This window comes from Pseudomonas yamanorum, assembly GCF_013386765.1.
Classification (GTDB): domain Bacteria; phylum Pseudomonadota; class Gammaproteobacteria; order Pseudomonadales; family Pseudomonadaceae; genus Aquipseudomonas; species Aquipseudomonas yamanorum_A.
Map to the genome: position 1 here is coordinate 45,329 of NZ_JACARE010000001.1, position 20,428 is coordinate 65,756.

A 20,428-nucleotide genomic window follows, 5' to 3' on the forward strand; every position below is an offset into this window, starting at 1 on the left:
ATCACTTAACCCGCCCTCGCTGTGTTCGGGGAGGTCTCGGCCAACGTGTCCGGCGTGCAACGCAAGTCCCCGATCATCAACACATTGTTTTCACTGCGGGCGTTGGCCGTGTCCAGGCGGAACTGGCACAGCAACTGGTTGCCATGGCGCACTTCCAGGGTCGGCGAGCCGGCGTTCATTTCCATGGAGAAAAACCCGTCCACCTCGCTCACCCCGCGGCTGGCGTGGTTGATGATGTGGTGGCCCTTGAGCGGCTGGCCCTGGGGGTCGATCAGCCGACCGAGCACCGTCAGGGTGCGCATCACGCTGACCTTACGGTAATCCACGCCGCCCTTGTTCATGTGGTAGGCAATGCGGGGCGGCTGGATGGTCGCCGCCGGCCCGTGGTTACCGTGGAAGTCGAAGCTCACCGAGCTGTTCTTGTAGGCCGTGAGCGGGATGAAGTTGCGGCCCGGCTTGAGCACGGTGTCGCCACCGGTGAGGTCGTCGGCGTGGAGGACGATGTCGTCGACGTCGGACTCGACATCAATGATCATCCCCGCGCCGCGCCCGTGGTGCTGGCTGGTAAGGACCATCTTTTGCCCGCCCACGGCGAACGTGTTGTCCAGATTGAGGCCACCGGTGAGGTTGCCGTTGAACGAGGAGCGCTGGAAAAACCCATCGCCGTACAGGCCGTCAGTCTGGAAGCTGGCCATGCCCGACAGCCCTGCGCCATACACATCGGCCAGGGCCGTGGCGGATACGCTTTGCAGGAAGTGGCCTTGCAGGTCGCGACGGTAGGTCAGCGAACCGTTGTTGTCGCGCCCCCCCTCGCGGGCGGTGCGGGTGCCGATACTGCCCGACCAGTGCTCCCCCGGCCCCCCGAGGGCCAGGCTCATGCTGAAGTCGATACCGCGATTGCGCTGGCTGCCACTGCTGAAACTGCCGGGGCGGTCAAACAGCGACAGGCGCCAGTTGGCATCGCTGCCAAACAAAAAGGTGCGCTGGTTCCACCCCAGGTCCACGCCGACGCCCTCGGTGTTACCCGTGCTGTGGGACACCCGGGTACTCAGGGAATTCTTGGCGTCAAGGCGATGGTTGAGGGACAGCGAGGAGTTGCTGGTCTGCCCGGTAAAGGTTCGGGCATGACGAATGCGGGTGCCGTCGGGCAGGGTGTCATAGCTGTCGCGGGTGTCCAGCCAACTGCGGGTGTGGTTGAACACGATGCTGCCGGAACGGTAAGCGTAGAGTCCGTTGAGGTCGACACCGGTGCCGTAGGTTTCGGTCTGGTAGATGTTGGCGTACAGGCTGGCGGTTTCGGCCAGGCTCCAGTCGATGGAGGTGCCCAGTTGCAGCGTGTCCTGCACCTGGCGCCCCGACAAGCCGAGAATCACCCGGGGATGGGCCAGGTAATTGATCGACGCACCGGCGGTCAGCTGGTCGCCGGACTGGCGTTCCCAGTTACTGAGCAAACCGCTTTCACGCCCGGCAAACAGGTTGTAGCGCCAGCGCTCATCGTGGTTGCGCCAGTTGTTGGGCTTGTACACCAGCTCCGAGGTGGTGCTGGTGACGATGCCATCCTCCAGCAGGCGCACTTCCACCTCGTAAATGCCGCCGGGCAAGGAGCGAGTGTCGAGGCTCTGCAAACCGGCCGCCACCTGTTGGGTATTGATCAGCAGCCCATTGCGCAAAATCTCCACCGCGCCCTGGCGGTTAGCGGTGACGTAGATCGGGTAGACGCTGGGCTTTGGGTTGTTGACCGCCAGGCTGTCGGAGCTGCCATACATCACGCCGATGGTGGTGTCGGGAGCAGAACCGAACGTACGGATCTGGCGGGTAAGGCCTTCGGAACTGGGGGTGAAATAGCCCAGGCGGAAAAAATTACCCTCCAGCTCACGCTGGGTGTAGAGCTCGTAAACAGAGTGGTACAGCTTGTTTTCGTCGGGGCCGCCGAGGCGCGAGAACTGCATGTTCAGCGCCTGGCTCCAGTTGCCCAGGCTGCTGCTGGCCTCCAGGCCATAACGCCCGCCCAACGCCTCGCCCTGGCCACCGTTGAGGTTCAACTGGTTACGTACGATCAGGCCATGGCTGCCATCGGCGGGCAAGTCGTAGTAGCGGCGAGCTTCAATTTCACGCTCGGCGCTTTCAGTGAGCAAAGAAACCAGCGAGTTTTCCAGGTTGTAGTGCACCGCCAGCAAGCCCTCCGGGCAGTTGCGCTCACAGGCACCCAGTGCCACACCCTGCTTGAGGTAAGCGTCCCAGGTATCGTGCTGGTGGGGTTTTAATGAACTTTCCTGATGGTCGGTAAAATTCAGCAAGGTCAGGCGATCGTCTCGAGACAGGACAACCATCGCCTCACCAATAAAATGTTGGTCCAGTTCCACCCGTACTGCCAGGGGCACGTCAAAGAAGTGTTCTTCAAAGTCTGCCGGCAAGCCTTTGGCTTGAGCCAACAAACTTCTGGGTGTTGTACCGCCGGGAGCGGCCCATGCACTTGCGCACATCAATAAGGCAAGCGCTGCCGCGATGGGAGTCATCGGGAACATGAAAGAAATACTCAACTTTCTAACGACCAGATCAATAAAGACCGATCGACCGGCAAGTGCCCTGTCGATCGGAAAAGGCTAAGAAGCAACGCGCTTTCTTAGTTACCCGTTATGGCGCCGGTGGTACCCGCGGAACACTGTCGAACACCACGACCATGCTGGTGGTGAACAGGCCGTTTTGGGTGTCTGCGGGTTTGGCAGGCGTGATCACCATGTCGGCCTGGGTGCCAGGAGTCGACGATGCATCATCGACCACTTGCTTCGACGTACCGTCCAGCGTAACGCCGTTGAAGGTGGTGGTCAGCGCGATTGCACTGCTGCCATTGGACAGCGATGCCGGGCCGCCTTCGATGTACGCCGCGATGTGGCCATCGGTGTTTTTCACATCGTAGACAGCGCGCAAGGTGTTCAAATTGCCCGTGATGGTGTTGTAGTCCATGGTTTCCGCGACACCGAAGCTCGGATCGCGAGGCTGGGCATGGAACTGCTTGGTGGGGATGTTTGCAGAGATGTTGATGGTGCTGGTGGCTTCGCCCGCAGCAAAGACACTGCCGACACCCAGCAGCGAGACGGCCAGGGAAGCGGCGATTACCGAAGTTTTGAACATGTCTAAGTACCTGTAGATTTCAGTTTGAGAGTGCGTGAACAGCCGAGGGGCTGGTTGAACGCCACAACAGTATCTACAAGAACTTGGAAAGATTAAGTCGGGCAACTCCGATAAACACGTAGCCAAATAATACAATTGGCCAGTTGAAAAAAACCGGAATACGAACAAAGCCCGTCATTGACCGTAAGAACTAGACTACATGACAGTTTTGTTAGTCATGGAATCACCTGTAAGCAAAATACTACAAGCCTCTCTAGTTTGCACAATACATAAATACATGAGCACTTTGGTTCTACTTACTTGCTCCCTGTATAGATCAGTTGGTGATTCTTTGACGGCCTTAGTTCCATTTTTTGCCATCCTGCCTTCGACCGCTCGTCAGGTGAGCTTGCCCGCCACAAAAGATATATCTTAAGTTATGTCTAACCAAACGAGAGAGCATTGACCATGAGAGACCCTCATTCCCACCGCCCCCACGGTGACGGCCGCGACGGCTTCGAAAAACGCCCGGGCCGCGAACGCGGCGGCCGCGGCCCACGGGTCTTCGCCCCCGGCGACCTGAAACTGCTGTTGCTGGCGTTGATCGCCGAACAGCCGTGCCACGGCTACGACCTGATCCGCCAGATCGAAGGCCTGTTCGACGGCGCCTACAGCCCCAGCCCCGGCGTGATCTACCCGACCCTGACGTTCCTTGAAGAAAGCGAACTGGTCACCGGCGACGCCGAGGGCGGAAAAAAACGCTACACAATCACCGACGCCGGACGTCTTTCCTTAAGTGAGCAAGCCATTGCCCTGGAAGGCGTACGCATGCGTATCGACGTGAGCAAGCGCTCCCTGCGCGGCCACGATCGCCCCGCCGAAATTCACGAGGCGGTGCACAACCTGCGCCATGCGCTGCAGTTGCACCACGGACGCTGGAGCCCGGAAGAAATCGTCCGGGTGGCCGCCCTGCTCAACACCACGGCCCAGGCCATCGTCGACGGCCCGGCTGTTCAACCCGTACCGGAGCAAGCCCAATGACTGAACCCAACAAACTCGAAATCCACCGCGTCATGCACGAGATCAAACGCCGCCGCCTGGAGGTGCTGAGGGTTAAGGACATCACCCCGCGCATGCGCCGCATCACTGTGGGCGGCCCCGAGTTGACGGGGTTTGTGAGCCTGGGCAGCGACGATCACATCAAGCTGCTGTTCCCGCAGAACGCCGCCGAAGTGGCGGCGCTGGAGAGCCCGACGTTCAGTATCAAGGATGCCGAGGACCTCGCCATGCGCGACTACACCCCGCGTCGCATCGACCTGGCGAACAACGAGCTGGACATCGACTTCGTGCTGCACGGCGACGGCCCTGCGTCCACCTGGGCCGATCAGGTTCAAGTCGGCCAGCGCCTGTACATCGGCGGGCCACGGGGCTCGTTGATCGTGCCGGATATCTTCGACAGCTACCTGCTGATCGGCGATGAAACCGCACTGCCCGCCATCGGCCGTCGTCTGGACGAATTGCCGGCCGGGCGCATGGTGTTGGCCGTGGTTGAAATCGCGAATGCGGCGGAACAGCAGACACTGAACAGTGCTGCCGATGTGGAAGTGATCTGGGTAATACGCGGCCAGGATGACTTGGTGGAAACAGTGCGTAACCTGGCCCTGCCGAGCGGTTCGCTGTACAGCTTCGTCGCCACCGAAGCCAAGCTGTCACGCCAGGTACGGCGGGTGCTGCTGGACACGCACCAGATCAATGAAGACGCGCTCAAGGCCGTGGGTTACTGGCGCGCCGACGGCAGCGACGAATAACCTGTGGCGAGGGAGCTTGCTCCCGTTGGGCTGCGCAGCAGCCCCAAAAGCTTAGGGCCGCTACGCGCCCCAACGGGAGCAAGCTCCCTCGCCACATTAACCGCGTGGTCTGGCTAGAAATTTATCCAGCCCCACCACGGCCAACGCCACCAGCACGAACCCCGCCAGAATCCCCCCGGCATTGATAAACACCTGTGGATAACCCAGCGTGTCCACATCAATGAACGGGTACTGATACAGCCCCCACACATACCCGCGCAACAACGCATAGGCGAAGTACACCAGCGGGTAAATCACCCACAGCCCGATGTGCCTGAGCCGCAGGCTGCCCTTGGGCACGCAGCACCACCAATACACCACGAACACCAGCGGCATCACGTCGTGCAGCAACTCGTCCGCCACAAACTGCACGCCCGCAGGCGCCCACATATGCCGCAGCAACAGGCTGTAGGCGAGGCTGACCACGACGATACTCACGGCAATCCCACTGCTCACCACGGGCCCGAGAAAAAACCGGCTCGCCGCGGTTTGGCGTTGCACCCAGGCATGGGTCAACACCACCGCCACCAGGGTGTTGGTGAGCACGGTGAAGAAGCTGAAAAAATTCACCAGGCCTGGCAACAGGCTGGCGCCATCGATCCAGCGGAAATAGAAAATGATGTACTGCTGCAGCGCCAGGCCAGCCCAACCGCCGAGGGCTGCCAGGCCGATAAGGTGACGTTTCACCTCAGTCCTCGACCGGCCGTTTGGTGCGCATCAACTTCACGTACAAGCCTTCGACCTTCTCCCGTGCCCACGGCGTCTTGCGCAGGAACGACAGGCTCGACTTGATGCTTGGGTCACTGGAAAAACAGCGGATGTTGATGCGCTCGGCCAGGCCTTCCCATTGGTAATGCGCCACCAGTGCGGTGAGGACCTGTTCCAGGGTGACGCCGTGCAGTGGGTCTTTGTTTGTCGCGGTCATGCCGGGCCTTTTGCAAAAAAGAAGAAAACGAAGCCGCGCACCTTAGCGGACGGGCCGGGCCGGTGGAAGCACCGCTTTAACTGTAGACGCATAAACCTGTAGGAGCCGGCTTGCCGGCGATGGCGGTCTGGAGCCCTGCAGCGCTCACGGGAACGCCATCGCCGGCAAGCCGGCTCCTACAGGGTTTTCGGGAAAGTTCCCCTTGGCAGGGAAAAAAGTGATGTTATATTGTAACGATAACTATCAAAGGGTATCGAATCCCTTACCGTCTTCAGCCTTCTCTTTTTTGCCGTTTGCCAAGGAACGACCGATGTCCCTCTCTTCTCTCTGGCGCCTCACCCCGCTGGCCGCCGCCCTGTTGATCACCTCCCAGGCCAACGCCCTGGAGCTGCAACCCCAAGTCATCACCGGCAACCCGTTGGGCAGCGAAACCCTCGCCTCGCCCACCACTGTGTTGGAAGGCGATGACCTGACCCTGCAACAAAAAGGCAGCCTGGGTGAAACCCTGAACAAGCAGCCCGGCGTGTCTTCGTCGTACTTCGGCCCGGGTGCCAGCCGGCCGATCATTCGTGGCCAGGATGGCGACCGCATTCGCCTCCTGCGCAACGGCGTCGGCGCGCTGGACGCTTCGTCGCTGTCCTATGACCACGCCGTGCCGCTGGACCCGGTCAACGTCGACCGCATCGAAATCGTGCGCGGCCCGGCCGCCCTGCTGTATGGCGGCAGCGCCATCGGCGGCGTGGTCAACACCTTCGACAACCGCATCCCCACCGAAGCCATCGAAGGCATCCACGGTGCCGGTGAATTGCGCTACGGCGGCGCCGACACCACCCGCAGCAGCGCCGGCAAACTGGAAGCCGGCAACGGCACCTTCGCCCTGCACCTGGACGCCAGCGCGCGGGAATTCAACGACCTGAAAATCCCCGGCTTTGCCCGCAGCCGCCACGCGCCGGAAAGCGAAGACGGTGAAGGCAAGAACGGCCGCCTGGGCAACAGCAACGGGCGTCAGGACGGCGGCGCGGTCGGCGGTTCCTACACCTGGGACGACGGTTACGCCGGGCTGTCCTACAGCAACTACGACAGCAACTACGGCTCCCCGGCCGAGCAGGACGTGCGCATCCGCATGAAGCAGGATCACTACGCCTTTGCGTCCGAGATCCGTAACCTGCAAGGCCCGTTCACCTCGGTCAAACTCGACGCCGGGTACACCGACTACAAGCACATGGAAATCGAAGGCGGCGAGACCGGCACCACCTTCAAGAACAAGGGCTACGAAGCCCGGGTTGAAGCACGGCACCTGCCAATCGGGCCGTTCAACGGCGTGGTGGGCGCGCAGGTCAGCCGCAATGAATTCTCGGCCCTGGGTGAAGAAGCCTTCGTGCCGCAGACCGACACCAATGCCGGCGCGCTGTTTATCCTCGAAGAAATGCAGGCCACCGAGCGCCTCAAGCTGAGCCTCGGCGGGCGCCTGGAACACACCAACGTCGACCCGGACGGCAAAGGCAACGAGCGCTTCGCCAATGCCAACAAGTCCGCCGACTTCACCGCCGGCAGCCTGTCGTCCGGCGCGGTGTATACGCTGACGCCGATCTGGTCCCTGGCCGCCACACTCGGCTACACCGAACGCGCCCCGACGTTCTACGAGCTGTATGCCAACGGCGCCCACGTTGCCACCGGCACCTACGAACTGGGGGACGCCAACCTGTCGAAGGAAAAAGCCGTGTCCAGCGACCTGGCACTGCGCTTTGACAATGGCACCCACAAGGGCAGCTTCGGGGTGTTCTACAGCCACTTCTCCAACTACATCGGCCTGCTGGGCAGCGGCCGTACCTTGAATGACGAAGGCGAGGAAGACGCCGGCGGCATCCCTGAGTACAAATACTCCGGCGTGCGCGCGCGTTTCGCAGGGTTTGAAGCCCAGGACCACATCAAGCTGGGAGAAGGCGCCTACGGCAAGTTCGCGCTGGAGCTGTCGGGTGATTACACCCGCGCTACCAACCTGGACACGGGTGAAGCGTTGCCACGGATTGCGCCGTTGCGTTTGAACAGCGGCTTGTTGTGGGAGCTGGATCGCTGGCAGGCGCGGATTGATGTGGAGCATGCGGCGGGCCAGGGCCGGGTGCCGGATAACGAAAGCGGCACCGACGGCTACACCACCTTGGGTGCCAGCGCCGGCTACCGCTTCAATGTCGGCGGCAGCCAGTGGCTGGCGTTTGTGAACGGTGAGAACCTGACGAACCAGACCGTGCGGTATGCCAGTTCGATCCTGCGGGACATTGCCCCGGCACCGGGGCGGAGTGTGCAGGTGGGTCTGCGTACCACCTTTTAAAAGCTGATTGAAACCTCTGTGGCGAGGGAGCTTGCTCCCGCTGGAGTGCGTAGCGCTCCCACTATTTTGGGGCCGCTGCGCAGCCCAGCGGGAGCAAGCTCCCTCGCCACAATAAGCACCTTTGCTACAGTCGCGGTGCTAACGCTTAGCTAGTACCGCGCATCCACCGGCTTGCCCCCCTTCGGCCAATCCTTCACCTTGTCCGGGAAATCCGGGCGAGGTTGTTGGGAGAAGTACGCCGCCACATCCACCGCCTCCTGATCCGACAAACCGCCCTGCCCCAACGGGAATTTTTCGTGGAAGCCGATCGGCATATTGCGTTTGACGAACGCCGCCGCCGTATACAACCGCGCCATCCCCGCCCCGATATTGAACGACTGCTCGCCCCACAACGGCGGGTACACCAACTCGCCATCCGCCCGCGTCAAACCCTGGCCATTGTCGCCATGGCACACCGCGCATTGCCTGGCGTACACCTGCTTGCCATTCTCCATGTCCGGCTTGATCGCCGGGTCGACCTTGCCTACTCCGCGCCCCGCCACTTTGTCTTCCGGTTTAGTGTTGTTTTTCATCCAGTCGAAATAAGCCACCATCGCCTGCATATCTGCCGATTCCGGGGGCAATGGCTTGCCGTTCATCGAGCGCCGGAAGCAGCCGTTGATCCGCTCTTCCAGGCTCACCACCTTGCCCGCACGCGGCGCATAGCTGGGAAAAAACGCCGAGACGCCCACAAACGGCGAACCATCCGCCACGGTACCTGCGTTGAGATGGCAACTGGTGCAGTTCAGCGAGTTGCCAACGTTAGTGGGCAGCAGCTCCTTGGTTTGCAGGTGCAAGCGCATGCCGCGTACCACCTGATCAGCATTCGGCGCCGCCAACAATTCAGCCAGGCGCGGGGTTTCAAACGCTGAAGAATCAGTGGTGACCGGGTTGAGCTGGCCGCGCATTTTTTTCACTTGGGCAGCCGTGATGGGCGTGCCTTCGTTGCCCCAACTGCTGCGCACAAAGCTGAGGATTTCAGCGATCTCCTGATCCGCCAGCCGGGCAAACCCCGGCATGGTGTAGACCCGTGGATGGGTCGCCGTCTCTGCGGTTTCCCAGCCGGTAAGGGTGATGTGCAGCAGTGAGGTCGGGTTGTTCGAAGCGACGCCTGGGTTCCCCGCCAGCCGTGGGAACAAGCCTTTCACCCCGCCCCCGTCGCTGCGGTGGCAGTCGCTGCAGAACTGCATATAACCCAGGCCGCCACGGCTGGTGAACAGGTCCTGCGGCGGCGCGGCGGGTTCGTGGGCCACGGCGGGCATCGGCAGGTCGTCCTTGCCCGGTGGCAGGGATTTCAAATAGGTCGCGATGGCCGTCAAGTCGGCATCGGTGAAGTGTTGAGTACTGTGGTGAATCACATCGGCCATGTTGCCTGAGACCGTGGCAAAGCGGTTCTGCCCGGTCTTGAGCAATTGCACGGTGTCGTCCACCGTCCACAGGTTGCGCAGGCTCAGGGCACGCCAGTGTTCGACGGTCTCCCCGGCCAGGTAATGCCGACCGCTGCGGCCGGCATCGCTCAAGGCTTTTTCCTGGAACGCGATGCCACGCGGGGTGTGGCAGGAGCCGCAGTGGCCAAGGCCCTGGACCAGATAGGCGCCACGGTTGAGCACTTCATCCTTTGCGGGGTCAGGCACGAACGCTTGCGTGTCGAGGAACGCAAAATTCCACAACGCCAGGCCCCAGCGCTGGTTGAACGGGAAGCCCATCTCGGCGTCCAGGTTGGGTTTGCTCACCGGCTCCACGCCCTGCATCAGGTAGGCGAACAAGGCACGCATGTTGTCTTCGCTCATCTTCGCGTAAGACGGATACGGCATCGCCGGGTACAGGTTCTGCCCCGCCGGCGTCACGCCTTCACGCATTACCCGGTCGAACTGTTCGAAGGTGTACTGGCCGATGCCGGTGTCGCGATCCGGGGTGATGTTGCTCGAATAAATCGTGCCCATCGGCGTGCTCAGCTCCAGCCCGCCCGCCATGGGCGCGCCTTGCTTGGCGGTGTGGCAGGCGATGCAGTCGCCCAGTTGGGCAACGTATTTGCCCTGTTCGATCAGCGTGGGGTCGGCTTGGTTGGCGTGCAGGGGTAGAGACAGACACAGCATCACCCCCACAAGGCCCAGACGTGACAGGGGAACAATCATCGCACTATTCCTTTAATAACCAGGGCCTGGGGTGGTCCCCTCGGCGCCGGTCTGCAATCGTTTTTATTGGGTCATCAGGCGGATAACCGGGGCATGGTCAGCCCCAGCTTCGTTGTAGCGGATTTTTTGCGGGCGGCCCTTGATGTGGATCAGGCGCGATGTTCTACAGTGGAACTCACGTTGGCTAATTAACGCGGGCATCGATGTCGGCGAGGAGAGCAAGGATGCGTTATTCACCCTTTGTCGCGCGCATTGGCGGCGAGTCCGTCAGTGCCTGGGATATTCACTACACCGCCGCCGAAGCCCAGCATCGCGGCGAAGACGTGATTGTGCTCAGTGTCGGCGACCCGGACTTCGCCACAGACAACGCGATATGCGAAACCGCTGTCGATGCCCTGCGCGCTGGCGACACCCACTACACCCATGTGCTCGGTCGCCCGAAACTGCGGGAGGCTATCGCCGCCAGGCAGAGCCTGCTGCAAGGGGTTGCGGTGCACGCCGACAATATTGCCCTGGTAGCCGGCGCGCAGAATGGCCTGTTTGCGGCCTGCCTGTGCCTGTTCAGCCACGGCGATGAAGTGCTGGTGCCAGCACCGATGTACCTGACCTACGAAGCCTGTGTCCATGCCTCGGGGGCACGCCTCACAACCGTCGAGCAACCGGCTGCCAACGGCTTTCGCCTGACCCGCACCGCGCTGCAAGCCGCCATTACCGACAAGACCCGGGGCATCGCCCTCGCCACACCGTGCAACCCCACCGGGAATGTCTACAGCCGCGAAGAGCTGGAAGCCGTTGCCGAAGTGGCACGCGCCTATGACCTGTGGGTGATTTGCGATGAGGTGTACGGCCAGCTCGTCTATGACGAGCAACACCTGAGCATCAGCTCATTGCCCGGCATGGCCGAACGTACGGTGGTGCTCAACAGCCTGTCGAAAAGCCACGCCATGACCGGCTGGCGGGTAGGCTGGGTGGTCGGCCCGCCGACGTTGATCAGCCATCTGGAGAACCTGCTGCTGTGCATGCTTTATGGCTTGCCGGGGTTTATCCAGGCGGCGGCCATCAAGGCACTGGAACTGGATGAAGCCGTGGTCGGCAATGCCCGCACGGTGTATCGGCGCCGGCGTGACCTGGTGGTAAACGAGTTGCGTGCAATCAGTGCGCTGGACTGTCGAGTCCCCCAGGCCGGTATGTTCATGCTCGTGGACGTGCGCCGTACAGGGCTTACGGGCCGGGACTTTGCCTGGCAACTGTATCGCCAGACCGGCGTATCGGTGCTGGACGCCCAGGCCTTTGGCCCCAGCGCCGAAGGGTTTGTAAGGGTGTCGTTTACCGTCGCCGATGACACGCTCAAGGAAGCTTGCCGGCGCATTGCCGGGTTCGTTGAAGGGCTTGGGGCCACTTTACGTGTTCGCCGATAACAGGCATAACACGCCCTTTGCCCCGTTCGAAGGACTGCCATGTCTCAAGGATTGACCTATCGCCAGGCCCACCTGGACGACCTGCACACCCTGTGCGTGCTCGGCCAGCCGCTGAACCGCCTGCACCACCAGGAACGGCCCGATATCTACCGTGACGCCACCGACCAGGTGGAGCGCGACCAGTCCCATTGGCGGCCCTGCCTCACCAGCCGGGTCCAGGCGGTGTTTCTGGCCGAGCGCCAGGGTGCGGGGGTCGGGTTTATCACCGCGCAGATCATCGAGACGGCCAGCCCGTTGCTGCAACCGCTGCGCGTCGCCCGGATCGGCTCGATCTGCGTGCTGGAGGCACAACGTGGCCAGGGCATTGGCCGCGAACTGATGACGCTCGCCGAACGCTGGGCGATCCGCCAGGGCGCCGGGGATCTGCGCCTGACCGTCTGGGCCTTCAACGAACCGGCCCAGCGGCTGTATGAAGAGTTGGGCTATGAAAAGCGCGCCTTCGAAATGGGCAAGCGCCTCGGTTAAATCGATGGACAAGCCCCTCGCGGCCCGGCGAATATCGACATCCTTCTTCATCAGGCACGGACGCTGATCATGCTCGACATTCTCCAGGGCACGCCCCTTTGGGTGTACGCCGTTTATCTGTGGATCTGCTGGTACGGGATCAAGGCCATCCGCGGCAGCCGCGAGAACCAACGCTCGCTGATGATCCTGCCGGTGGTGCTGGTGATCTGGTCACTGATGTCCATTGAACACTCGACACTCTCGATCGGCACCTGGCTGGGCGGTGCGGCCGTGGGCAGTCTGTTGGCAATGGCACTGTTCACCGCCAAGGGTGCAAGCCTCGATGGCGGCACGCTGGTGCTGCCCGGCACCTGGAAAATCCTGCTGATCTCCCAACTGTTCTTCGCCGTGAAGTATTACCTCGGTTACCAGCAGGCCGTTCATCCTTTGCTGTCGAGCACAGCGCCGATGCTGGCCCTGGCGGGCGGGGCAGCGGGTTTTACCGTTGGGCTGTTTTGCGGGCGGGCGATCAAGCTGCGGCGGGCGTTGGCGTCATTCAGCCGCGATGAGGGCATTGTGCTGCCTTGACCTGATCCCCCTCCCCGCTGAAAATGCGCGACGCTTTTCCCGTCTCCCCGTTTACTGAAGTAGTGAAATTTCAATGTCTGATTCCCGTACCGAAGAATCCGTAGTCGCCTTGCAATCCAAAGCTGAATACGAAAACGCCATCAATCTTTCACAGCACGTGCCGGCGGCCAAGACCATCAGCGAGATGGTGCTGGACGCGTTCCACACCTCCAAGGAAAGCGACCAGATCCGCGAACTGCGCGTGGCCATCCGCCAGGCCCATGACGCTTTCGACGACGACAAGGCCTACGACCTGATGGGCGAGCTCAAGCAGCTCAAGGACGCCGAAGCCGCCGACAACGCCGCCCTCGAAGACCTCAACACCAAGTTCTCCATCAGCCGCATCCTGTCCAGCTTCAAGGACGACCCGCAGTTCCAGGAGCTGGTCTACGGCCTGGCCCTCAAGGTGCTGAACCAGACCCACCAGGCCATCAGCAACCCGAGCGCCGGCAAAGGCAAGGCTTCCCGCCCGAAGAAGGAAGCGGAAGTGTTCGCCATCAGCAAGGACGGCATCAGCGTCACCCTGCCGATGCGTTCGCCGCGCTCCAAGCCGAACGTCGACCGCGAGGCGTTTGAGTTCCTCGGTTTCAGCTTTGTGGGTGAAGGTGACGAGGCGGAACTGGAAGTTGAAACCTTTGTGGATAACTCGGGCGCCGAGCAGCCACTGACGCGTAAAAGCATCATCACCGCGCTGCAGCAGCAGACCGCGTTTGAGGGCTACAGCATCGCCCAGCAGTAACTCGATCTGAATGTGGGAGCGGGCTTGTGTGGGAGCTGGCTTGCCTGCGATAGCATCACCTCGTTGCACCTGACACTGCGAGGTGCCTGCATCGCGGGCAAGCCCAGCTCCCACATTGACCCTGCGCCACCGCAAATTCAGCCTACGACCTGAGCCGCAAACACCTCGCGAAACCGCTGCATCTCCTCAGCGTTGCCCACGGTGACCCGCACCCACTGCGGCCAGTTTTTCCACACGCGCCCAATCTTCACGCCCTGTTCGCCCAGCCGCTCGATGACCTGCTCCGCCGGACGGCGCACGTCAATCATGAAGCAGTTGCTGTGAGACACCGTGCAGGTGAATCCCCGGTTTTTGAGCCAGGCCACTGTCTCATCCCGCAACCGTGTATTCAGCGCCTTGCGCGCAGGCACCAGCTGCGCATCCGCGAGGCTCGCACGGCCGGCGAGCAAGCTGGCCGCGGCCGGCACGTTATCCCCGCCAAACACCGCCAGTTGTTCCAGCAACGCCGGATGACCGATGGCCAGCCCCAGGCGCGCGCCGGCCAGGCCGTAAATTTTCGAGAATGTACGCAGCACCAGCAAGTCGTCATGGTCCTTGACCCAGGCCACGCAACTGGGCGCATCGCTGAAGTCGATGTAGGCCTCGTCCACCAGCAAAATGCTGCCTTTGGGTTTGTTCGCCAGGGCCTGCTCAATGGCCTTGGCCGGCGTGAGGGTGCCGGTGGGATTGTTCGGGTTGCAGAGGTAGATCAGGCCGGGCTGGCGGTCAACGGCGAGCATCGCGGGAAGGTCGTGGGCATGGTCGGCGGCAAGGTCCACTTCATGCACCCTGGCCTTGCGTGACTCGGCGGCCTGGCGCGGCACTTCGTAGGAAGGCGTGGCCATCACCAGGCTGCGGGTTTCGCTGGTAAACGCCAGCACCGCGTAACGCAACGCGGCCATGGAGCCGGCGAACACCGCCACCTGTTCGTCGGAAATCCCCTGCTGCTGGGCAAATTGTTCGACCAGCGCGTACATGTCCGGATACGGGTAGCGCCCCGAAACGGCAATGCCGCGCTGCATCGCCTGCCGCGCGGCCGGCGATGGGCCGTAGGGGCTTTCGTTGTAGTTGAGCAGTACCTCGGACGACGCAGCGGCAGGGCTTGCCTCTGCCCAGTCCAGGCGCCCCAGCAACGGCAAGGCCGCGCCCAGTGCGATCAGGGAACGACGACTCACGTTGACCATGAAGACCTCTGTCGGCTCGCAGCTTCAGGTGCGGGATTCGCCCCCGTTCCTACAATGGGGTATGACGAGGAAAACATCCGGTAATTTACCCGGCCAACAAAAAGCCCCGCGCTTCATACCGAAGGCGGGGCTTTTGCGTTTCTACCTACTTGGAATGAAAGCGCCGGTTCAGCGCAATCCGCTTGGCCTCCACTTCCCGCAGGTGTTTGTGATGCCGCCGCCACAGCAACAGCACGATGATCAGCACCAACACCACCAAACCACCGCCCCACAGCAGGTACGGCATGGCGGTGATCAACAATGGCGCATCCCCACCCCGACGCAGGCTGGTCACTTCTGCGGAACTGACGCTCAGCGCCGGGTTGCCGAAGGTGTGCAGGCTGTAGTTGGCAATGGCGGCGATTTGCGCGTCGTTCAGGTCGCCGCCCAGGGCCGGCATGCTTACGGCGCCGTCGGCCCCTTTGCGGTCGATGCCCGCGATGATCGCCATCACCAGGTTGTTGGCCTGGTTGCCGTTGAGCGCGGTGTTGAGGCTCAGGGACGGGTAGAACTTGTCTGCACTGCCCTGGCCATCGCGGCCATGGCAGCTGGAGCAGGCCGAGTTGTAGAGGCGCGCGCCATCCATGCCGGTGGCATCGGCCAGTGAGGCCTGGTCGCCCTGGCCGGTTTCCAGGGTGCTCATGTCCACCGGCGTGACTTTACGCACCACCCGCTCGGTCTGCCCGGGATCGCGGATCGGCGGCACGGTGTGCAGGTAGGCAGCCATGGCATGCAGGTCGCTGTCGCTGAGGTAGCGGAAGCTGTTTTCCACCGCTTCGGCCATGCCGCCTGCGGCCTGGGCCTTGTCGGCGAGGTGGCCGTTTTTCAGGAAGTTGACCAGGTCGTCGTCGCTCCAGTCCCCCACGCCGCTGACCTTGTCGGAGGTGATGTTGGGCGCAACCCAGCCTCCCAGTTTCGCACCGCCCAGGTACTGGCTGTTGTCCTCGGCCATCAAGGCGTTACGCGGGGTGTGGCAGGCGCCGCAGTGGGCGAGGTTGTCCACCAGGTACTGGCCACGGCGGGTCTGTTCGGTGGCGCCAGGCTTGGGCACAAAACCCTGGCTGTCGAGGAACACCAGGTTCCAGCCGAACATCAGTTGGCGGATGTTGAACGGGAACGCCAGGTGGGTTTCCGGCACCGGCTGGTCCACGGCTTTGACGCCCTGTTGCAGGTACACGTACAAGGCGTGGATGTCGTCATCGCTCATGCCCTGGTACGAGGTGTAAGGCATCGCCGGGTACAGGTGCTGGCCCTTGGCATTGATGCCTTTGCGCAAGGCGTCGGCCAGTTGCTGCTCGGTGTAGCCGCCAATGCCGTAGGCCTTGGACGGGGTGATGTTGCTCGAGATGATCTTGCCCATGGGCGAGTCGATCACATACCCACCGGCCAGCGGCGCGCCGCCGTTTTCAGCCGTACGGTGACAGGCTTCGCAGTCGCCGGCACGGGCCACATAGGCGCCTTTCTGGATCAGCGCGGCGGTGTCTTCAGCGGCAAACACCGGCAACGCGGTGAGCAGCAAGGCCAGCAACGGCAATTTAAGCAATCCCATGGCCTAGACCTCCCGCGCAATGATGTCGGCCATACGGATACTCAGCGCCACGCCGGCCAGGGTCGGGTTGATGGTGCCGGAGGCCGGGATCACCCCGGTGGTGGCGAGGAACAGGTTGGCGTGGTCGTGGGTGCGGCACTCGTGGTTGACCACCGAGTCCTTGGGGTTGGCGCCCATGATCACGGTGCCCATCAGGTGGTCGCGGTTCTGGTAGCCGGTGTTGTCTTCCACCACCGTGCCGCCCATCAGTTGCACGAAGTGCGCATAGTCTTCGGTGACGCCGGCCTTGGCCGCCTTCACGTAATCGCCCACCTCGTAGTTGACCACCAGCATCGGGATGCCCAGGGCGTCCTTGCGGGTACGGCTCGGGCGCACGGTGTTGGTCGCCAGCGGCAGGGTTTCATACACGGTGGACACGTCGACCCAACGCGCCGCATCGTGGCGGATGCGCTCGTCCAGCTCCTTGCCGTACACGCCCTGGGCGATCAGCCGCTTGGCCACGGCGATGTTGGGCACGTTGTTGGAGATCGAGTGTTTGACCGAAGCCCGTTCCTTGCGGAACTCACCGTCACGGCGGTTGAAAATCCCGCCCTGCTGCACCGCCCCGCGCCCCGGCCACAACGGTTCGTCGGCGATAAATTGCAGGCCCTGGCCGGTGTGGTCCATCAGGTTGCGACCGACCTGGTCGGAGGAGTTGGCCACCTCGGAAATCAGCAGCAACTTGGGGGTTTCCAGGCCATGGGCGGCGACGATGAAGTACTTGGCGGTGAGCCGCACATCGGCGCCGGTAGAGCTGCGGTAATGGATCGCGACGATCTTGCCGTCCGCGCCTTTTTCCAGCTTGTAGGCGGTGGCGTCGGTGATCAGCTTGGCGCCGGCCTGTTCGGCGTGGCGGGCGTGCACATCGCCGCTGTACATCGCGCCGATGGGGCACACCGGCATGCAGTTGTTGTTGCCGCTGCATGCCGGGCGCCCGTCGTAGGGTTCGGTGGCGCGGCCGTTGGGCTCATGGATAAAGTGATACCCGGCCGGGGCCATGCGTTCGCGCAGGCGCTGGAACAGGTAGGTATCGCCTTCCGGCGCCATCGGATAGGGGCTTGAGCGCGGCGGGAAAGCGCCGCCGCCCTGCCCGCTCTGGTCCTGGGTGTCGCTGCCGCAGACACCGAGGGCAATTTCCGCGCGCACGTAATAGGGTTCCAGCTCGCTGTATTCCAGCGGCCAGTCGCGACCTACGCCGTACAGGGTCTTGAGCTTCATATCGTTGGGCAAGTAACGCCAGCACGCCGCCGCCCAGTGCCAGGTGGTGCCGCCCACCAGTTTCAACATGCCGGGGCGGAACTCGAAAGAACCGGTGTTCTCGATGTATTGCTCATCATAAGAATGATGGGCCCACGGCTCATTCGGATACGGTGAGTTGTAATTGCCCTTGTTCGACGAATTACGGAAGTTCTCGACTATCTTCCAGCGAGGAATATGTTCACCCGCTTCCAGAATAATCACCGACTTGCCGTGTTTGGCCAATTCAAATGCTGCGTTACTGCCTAATGCGCCGGAGCCAACCACAATGACATCGGCGTCAAAATCCTGATTCATAAAAGTGCCTTGTCTTAGTCGTTGGCCAGCGTGGCCGGAGGATTAACCCAGTAATTGGTTTTTCCCCGGGAGTACGTCGGGATCACCGTGGCATCCGCGGTCGGCGCGTAGGCCAGGGCGCCGGTGAAGGTCACCAGCCGCGTGCCGTCGGTGGCGCGCAGGGACACCGGCGTGCCGGTGTAGCCCAGGTACCAGGCCGAGACGATTTTCTGCGTCGTGTCCTTGACCACCGGGTCGCGGTAGAACGGGCTGCCGGACAACTGGCTGACGCTGCGCAGGTGATGCTGGCCAACCTTGCTCCACAAGGCTTTGATCTTCTCGGGGAACGCAGGGTCGTTCTGCGTGCACTGGGCCAGGATGCGCAAGGACAAGGCGGCATCCACACTCGTGCGTTCGAGGAGGAACATCGACAATTGGCGGAACGATTCAATGTCGTCAGTGGCGGCGCTGCTGACGTTCTGCGCCAGCGCAACACCGGCCCACAGCGGGGCGAACAGGCCGGCACCGGTCAAGGCTGCGCCTGAATAAAGGAGTTTTCTTCGGGTTATCACGGGATATCTCCTCATGAGTCGAACAACTATTAGCGCATCGGCCAAGTTCGACTTCACTGCAAAAGGCTGAGTACTTCGTTCACGGAGGTTGAACGGACTTTAAGAGCCCTTTTTATAACTGCCAGGAGAACGCCAAGCTGTCGTGCAGCTTGTTAATTATGGATATGAGCAATAGCGCGACCGTCTATAACAGCCGCTTAAACACCGTACAGCAATTGATCCCGTAATAACATGAAACATCCGTTTGGATGTTTGCTCAGTTATGCAGGTAACTCGCCAGGGGATATTTCGCGCACAAGGTTTGGGCCTGTAAATACAGGGATTTCAGTACGGCAGCGTCGAGGGTGTACTTGTGCTCGCCCAAGGGCGTGACCGCGTCGAGTACCCGGCACACCAGGTCGACCACCTCGCGGCATCCCTCGGCATCGATGTGGCGTTGCGCCAGGGAAACGCTGCCGATGCACAAGCCGTTGGCGACGAACGACGGGCGCGTCTCCCCCGGCGCGCGATGTTTGTCCACGAGGATGCCGCATTCCTCCAGCGCCGCCTGGGCGATGGCGCCGGTGATGCCCCCGCGCAAGCGAATCAGCACCGAGTGGTTTTCACTGCGCCCGCCCACCACCTCGTAGTCTCCCGCCTGAAATGCACTGGCGAGTTCATCAGCGGTGGTGCGAACCCGTGCCATCCAGGCGTCGAATTCCGCCGACATGGCGTAGCCGAACGCCGCCGCTTTCGCCGCAATCATGTTGAAAGCCGGCGCGCCCTGCATCCGTGGGAACACCGCCTGGTCGAGCAGGCGACTGAAGGTGGTCTTCAGGCCGGGCACCTTGGTTTCGGCATCCCGGCCCGAAAGAATCAGGCCGCCACGAGGGCCACCCAGCTGCCGGTGGGTGCACAGCGTGGTGACGTGGGCCAGGTCGATCGGGCTTGGATGGCGCCCGGTGGCGACCAGGCCGGCGATGGTCGAGATGTCCGCCAGCAGGATCGACCCGGCTTCGTCGGCAATGGCGCGCAACCGTTCGAAATCAATGAAGTGTGAATAGGCCGTCGCACCGCAGATGATCACCCGCGGGCGATGGGCCAGGGCCAGGGTGCGTACCTCTTCGTAGTCGATCACGCCCTTGGACGTGGTGCCGTATCTGAGTGCTTTGTAGTACGCGCCGGTGAACGCCACTGGGCTGCCATGGCTCAAGTGCCCGCCGTGATCCGTGGCCATGCCGAGCACGGTGTCTCCCGGCTCCAGCAAAGCAGCCAGCACCTGGTAATGGGCGGTTGATGCCGAGTGTGATTGCACACCGGCGTACTGCGCACCGAACAGCTGACAGGCGCGGCGAACAGCCAGGGATTCGACCCGGTCGGCATTCTCGCAGCCGGCGTGATGACGCCAGCCAAGGGCACCCTCGGCGGTCACGTTGACCAGCACCGAGGCGGACGCCGCCAGGATATGCGGCTTCACCGCGCAGGACGAAGCAGACAGTGACAGGGTTTGGTGTTGGCGCGTGACCTCCGCATCCAGCAGCCCTGCCAGCTCCGCGTCTTCTGCCCGCAAATCCGCCAACCCTCGTTGCAACAGGCCGGCGTGGTGGGTAAGTGGCTGCGTGTTGACTGTCATAGTCCTGTGTTCCTTCCCTGAAAATCACGAACGCCTTTCCGTTGGGCGCAGGGCAATTAAGCAGAAAAATGAACATTTTCCAAATTAAATGATTCTTTTTGGCCGGGTACAGGGGGACAAGGCCCATGTGCCGGGGCTGAATGCTGGCCAATCGCCAAAAAACTGATCACGGTCTTTATTCTTGTAG

The 20,428-nt window shown here is 62.1% G+C and carries 17 protein-coding genes; 7 read left to right on the forward strand and 10 right to left on the reverse strand.

Annotated features, from left to right (window positions below):
* Positions 1-5: 5 nt before the first annotated feature.
* Positions 6-2,525, reverse strand: coding sequence for a TcfC E-set like domain-containing protein (locus HX875_RS00165; protein ID WP_177040700.1), 2,520 nt, complete (start codon positions 2,523-2,525; stop codon positions 6-8).
* 109 nt (positions 2,526-2,634) lie between these two features.
* Positions 2,635-3,132 (reverse strand): CS1 type fimbrial major subunit, encoded by a 498-nt coding sequence (locus HX875_RS00170; RefSeq protein WP_177040702.1) that lies wholly within the window; start codon positions 3,130-3,132, stop codon positions 2,635-2,637.
* A gap of 447 nt (positions 3,133-3,579) precedes the next feature.
* Between HX875_RS00170 and HX875_RS00175 the strand changes: the two genes are divergently transcribed.
* Positions 3,580-4,152 carry a PadR family transcriptional regulator gene (locus HX875_RS00175; RefSeq protein WP_177040704.1) on the forward strand — a complete coding sequence of 191 codons (573 nt, stop codon included), beginning with the start codon at positions 3,580-3,582 and terminating at the stop codon, positions 4,150-4,152.
* Positions 4,149-4,919 carry a siderophore-interacting protein gene (locus HX875_RS00180; RefSeq protein ID WP_177040706.1) on the forward strand — a complete coding sequence of 257 codons (771 nt, stop codon included), beginning with the start codon at positions 4,149-4,151 and terminating at the stop codon, positions 4,917-4,919. Before HX875_RS00175 ends, HX875_RS00180 begins: the two co-directional genes overlap by 4 nt.
* 96 nt (positions 4,920-5,015) lie before the next feature.
* On the opposite strand, the gene HX875_RS00185 is transcribed toward HX875_RS00180, so the two are convergent.
* Positions 5,016-5,645 (reverse strand): Pr6Pr family membrane protein, encoded by a 630-nt coding sequence (locus tag HX875_RS00185; RefSeq protein WP_177040707.1) that lies wholly within the window; start codon positions 5,643-5,645, stop codon positions 5,016-5,018.
* 1 nt (position 5,646) lies between these two features.
* Entirely contained in the window at positions 5,647-5,883 is a 237-nt protein-coding gene (locus HX875_RS00190) for a VF530 family DNA-binding protein (RefSeq protein ID WP_003216406.1), read from the reverse strand.
* 310 nt (positions 5,884-6,193) lie between these two features.
* Here HX875_RS00190 and HX875_RS00195 point away from each other — a divergent pair, with 310 nt between their 5' ends.
* Positions 6,194-8,212: a TonB-dependent receptor gene (locus HX875_RS00195; protein ID WP_177040709.1), complete on the forward strand. Its 2,019-nt coding sequence runs from the start codon at positions 6,194-6,196 to the stop codon at positions 8,210-8,212.
* Positions 8,213-8,361: 149 nt separating this feature from the next.
* Here HX875_RS00195 and HX875_RS00200 read toward each other — a convergent pair whose 3' ends face one another.
* Positions 8,362-10,386, reverse strand: a complete 2,025-nt coding sequence (locus HX875_RS00200) for a c-type cytochrome (protein WP_177040711.1) — start codon at positions 10,384-10,386, stop codon at positions 8,362-8,364.
* A 224-nt stretch (positions 10,387-10,610) separates the two neighbouring features.
* Here HX875_RS00200 and HX875_RS00205 point away from each other — a divergent pair, with 224 nt between their 5' ends.
* From HX875_RS00205 to HX875_RS00220, 4 genes are all read left to right on the forward strand, one after another.
* The gene (locus tag HX875_RS00205) at positions 10,611-11,804 is read left to right on the forward strand and encodes a pyridoxal phosphate-dependent aminotransferase (protein WP_177040713.1); all 1,194 of its coding nucleotides are present in this window, start codon (positions 10,611-10,613) and stop codon (positions 11,802-11,804) included.
* A 39-nt stretch (positions 11,805-11,843) separates the two neighbouring features.
* A complete protein-coding gene (locus tag HX875_RS00210) occupies positions 11,844-12,329 on the forward strand; it encodes a GNAT family N-acetyltransferase (RefSeq protein ID WP_177040715.1) in 486 nt (161 codons plus the stop codon).
* Positions 12,330-12,398: 69 nt separating this feature from the next.
* The gene (locus tag HX875_RS00215; protein ID WP_177040717.1) at positions 12,399-12,896 is read left to right on the forward strand and encodes a hypothetical protein; all 498 of its coding nucleotides are present in this window, start codon (positions 12,399-12,401) and stop codon (positions 12,894-12,896) included.
* A gap of 73 nt (positions 12,897-12,969) precedes the next feature.
* Positions 12,970-13,674: a hypothetical protein gene (locus HX875_RS00220; protein WP_177040719.1), complete on the forward strand. Its 705-nt coding sequence runs from the start codon at positions 12,970-12,972 to the stop codon at positions 13,672-13,674.
* Positions 13,675-13,811: 137 nt separating this feature from the next.
* Here the strand turns inward: HX875_RS00220 and ptaA are convergent, their stop codons facing one another.
* From ptaA to glyA, 5 genes are all read right to left on the reverse strand, one after another.
* Entirely contained in the window at positions 13,812-14,897 is a 1,086-nt protein-coding gene (ptaA, locus tag HX875_RS00225; protein ID WP_177040721.1) for a pyoverdine biosynthesis transaminase PtaA, read from the reverse strand.
* 145 nt (positions 14,898-15,042) lie between these two features.
* Positions 15,043-16,485, reverse strand: coding sequence for a c-type cytochrome (locus HX875_RS00230; RefSeq protein WP_177040722.1), 1,443 nt, complete (start codon positions 16,483-16,485; stop codon positions 15,043-15,045).
* A gap of 3 nt (positions 16,486-16,488) precedes the next feature.
* Positions 16,489-18,078: a GMC family oxidoreductase gene (locus HX875_RS00235; RefSeq protein ID WP_177040724.1), complete on the reverse strand. Its 1,590-nt coding sequence runs from the start codon at positions 18,076-18,078 to the stop codon at positions 16,489-16,491.
* 14 nt (positions 18,079-18,092) lie between these two features.
* Complete coding sequence (locus tag HX875_RS00240) at positions 18,093-18,629, reverse strand: sugar dehydrogenase complex small subunit (protein ID WP_177040726.1); 537 nt, start codon at positions 18,627-18,629, stop codon at positions 18,093-18,095.
* A 256-nt stretch (positions 18,630-18,885) separates the two neighbouring features.
* Positions 18,886-20,241 carry a serine hydroxymethyltransferase gene (glyA, locus tag HX875_RS00245; RefSeq protein ID WP_177040728.1) on the reverse strand — a complete coding sequence of 452 codons (1,356 nt, stop codon included), beginning with the start codon at positions 20,239-20,241 and terminating at the stop codon, positions 18,886-18,888.
* Between the last annotated feature and the right edge of the window lie 187 nt (positions 20,242-20,428).

Coding starts and splice junctions, on each gene's coding strand:
- HX875_RS00200 (WP_177040711.1), bottom strand. CDS start 10,386: ATGATTGTTCCCCTGTCACGTCTGGGCCTTGTGGGGGTGATGCTGTGT.
- HX875_RS00170 (WP_177040702.1), bottom strand. CDS start 3,132: ATGTTCAAAACTTCGGTAATCGCCGCTTCCCTGGCCGTCTCGCTGCTG.
- HX875_RS00195 (WP_177040709.1), top strand. CDS start 6,194: ATGTCCCTCTCTTCTCTCTGGCGCCTCACCCCGCTGGCCGCCGCCCTG.
- HX875_RS00215 (WP_177040717.1), top strand. CDS start 12,399: ATGCTCGACATTCTCCAGGGCACGCCCCTTTGGGTGTACGCCGTTTAT.
- HX875_RS00190 (WP_003216406.1), bottom strand. CDS start 5,883: ATGACCGCGACAAACAAAGACCCACTGCACGGCGTCACCCTGGAACAG.
- HX875_RS00165 (WP_177040700.1), bottom strand. CDS start 2,525: ATGTTCCCGATGACTCCCATCGCGGCAGCGCTTGCCTTATTGATGTGC.
- HX875_RS00180 (WP_177040706.1), top strand. CDS start 4,149: ATGACTGAACCCAACAAACTCGAAATCCACCGCGTCATGCACGAGATC.
- HX875_RS00230 (WP_177040722.1), bottom strand. CDS start 16,485: ATGGGATTGCTTAAATTGCCGTTGCTGGCCTTGCTGCTCACCGCGTTG.
- HX875_RS00235 (WP_177040724.1), bottom strand. CDS start 18,078: ATGAATCAGGATTTTGACGCCGATGTCATTGTGGTTGGCTCCGGCGCA.
- HX875_RS00205 (WP_177040713.1), top strand. CDS start 10,611: ATGCGTTATTCACCCTTTGTCGCGCGCATTGGCGGCGAGTCCGTCAGT.
- HX875_RS00220 (WP_177040719.1), top strand. CDS start 12,970: ATGTCTGATTCCCGTACCGAAGAATCCGTAGTCGCCTTGCAATCCAAA.
- HX875_RS00175 (WP_177040704.1), top strand. CDS start 3,580: ATGAGAGACCCTCATTCCCACCGCCCCCACGGTGACGGCCGCGACGGC.
- ptaA (WP_177040721.1), bottom strand. CDS start 14,897: ATGGTCAACGTGAGTCGTCGTTCCCTGATCGCACTGGGCGCGGCCTTG.
- HX875_RS00210 (WP_177040715.1), top strand. CDS start 11,844: ATGTCTCAAGGATTGACCTATCGCCAGGCCCACCTGGACGACCTGCAC.
- glyA (WP_177040728.1), bottom strand. CDS start 20,241: ATGACAGTCAACACGCAGCCACTTACCCACCACGCCGGCCTGTTGCAA.